The organism is Stenotrophomonas sp. HMWF003, from assembly GCF_003061285.1.
Classification (GTDB): domain Bacteria; phylum Pseudomonadota; class Gammaproteobacteria; order Xanthomonadales; family Xanthomonadaceae; genus Stenotrophomonas; species Stenotrophomonas maltophilia_AP.
The window spans coordinates 2022-3005 of the sequence record NZ_QAIW01000313.1 but is presented as its reverse complement, the minus strand read 5'-3'; the positions used below and the strand labels follow the sequence as shown (position 1 = coordinate 3005).

At 69.7% G+C, this 984-nt stretch carries 2 protein-coding genes; both read right to left on the bottom strand.

Going from position 1 to position 984, the window contains the following annotated elements; all coding sequences use genetic code 11:
- The coding region (locus DBR34_RS12825; protein ID WP_128097078.1) for a DUF2242 domain-containing protein at positions 1-457 on the bottom strand (457 nt) is incomplete at its 3' end.
- A gap of 140 nt (positions 458-597) precedes the next feature.
- The coding region (locus DBR34_RS22975; protein ID WP_258223893.1) for a carboxy terminal-processing peptidase at positions 598-984 on the bottom strand (387 nt) is incomplete at its 5' end.

Sequence of the window (984 nt, the reverse complement as noted above, 5' to 3'; positions counted from 1 at the left end):
CCTGCACGGTGCTGCTGGCCACCTTCACCAGCGAGTCGTCGTTGCTGCCGAACGGCAGCGACACCGAGCCCAGCGCGCCCACGCCGACACTGGCGGAGGTCGGGCTCTTCTTCAACGCGTAACGGTCCTGCACCGCACTGACGAACACCAGCGCCTGGTCGCCGCGCGGCGCGCAGGAAATCCGCAGCACCAGCTGTTCGTGCTCCTCGTCGCGCGGCTGGAAGTTCTTGTTGCCCTCCACCGCCGCCGTGTCGGCCCGCGCGATCGCATAGCCCTGGCTGAGCAGGGTACGGCGCGCCGCCTCGCAGGCCTGCGCCGGGGCACCGGGCACGGTGCGCGAATAGGTGTCGCCGGAATCGAAGGATTCGCGGATCAGGGTGCTGTCGGCGGCGCGGCCGCCGCACGCGGTGAGCGACACGGCCAGCAGGCCCGCCGGGATTACGTGGGACAGGCGCATGCGCGCTCCTGCAGGGACAGACTGCGCCCAGCATAGCCACCCCGGCGTATGTGCCGGGTCTAAACGGCGAAGGGCCGGCACACTGGCCGACCCTTCGTTGCTTTCGGTTCATGCCCCCGAGGCGGGGGCGGTGACCGCCCTCAGTCCGCCCAGCGGCCCACGCCGGTGGACTGCGGCAGCACCTGGGCCGACAGCGGGCGGTCGGTCTCCAGCAGGTTCACCGCGTCGGCCAGGATCGCGGCCGATTCGCGCAGCAGCGGGTCCGGGCGCTTTTCGGCGGCCTTCTCACGGGCGGCATCCTTGACGATGTCACGCTCGTTGCCGGTCAGGCCGTCGTCATTGCTGTCATCGGCCAGCGGGTCCAGATCCAGGCCCAGCTGCTTGCGGATCACCTGGCGATCCACCCGCTGCTTGTCCTGCTTCTCACGCTCGGCGCGACGCTCGGCCTCGTTGAGCGAGATGTACTTCTTGGCCTTCTCGGCGCGGAACTGCTCGACGTCCTCGTTCCACCACTGGAACTCCTTGTC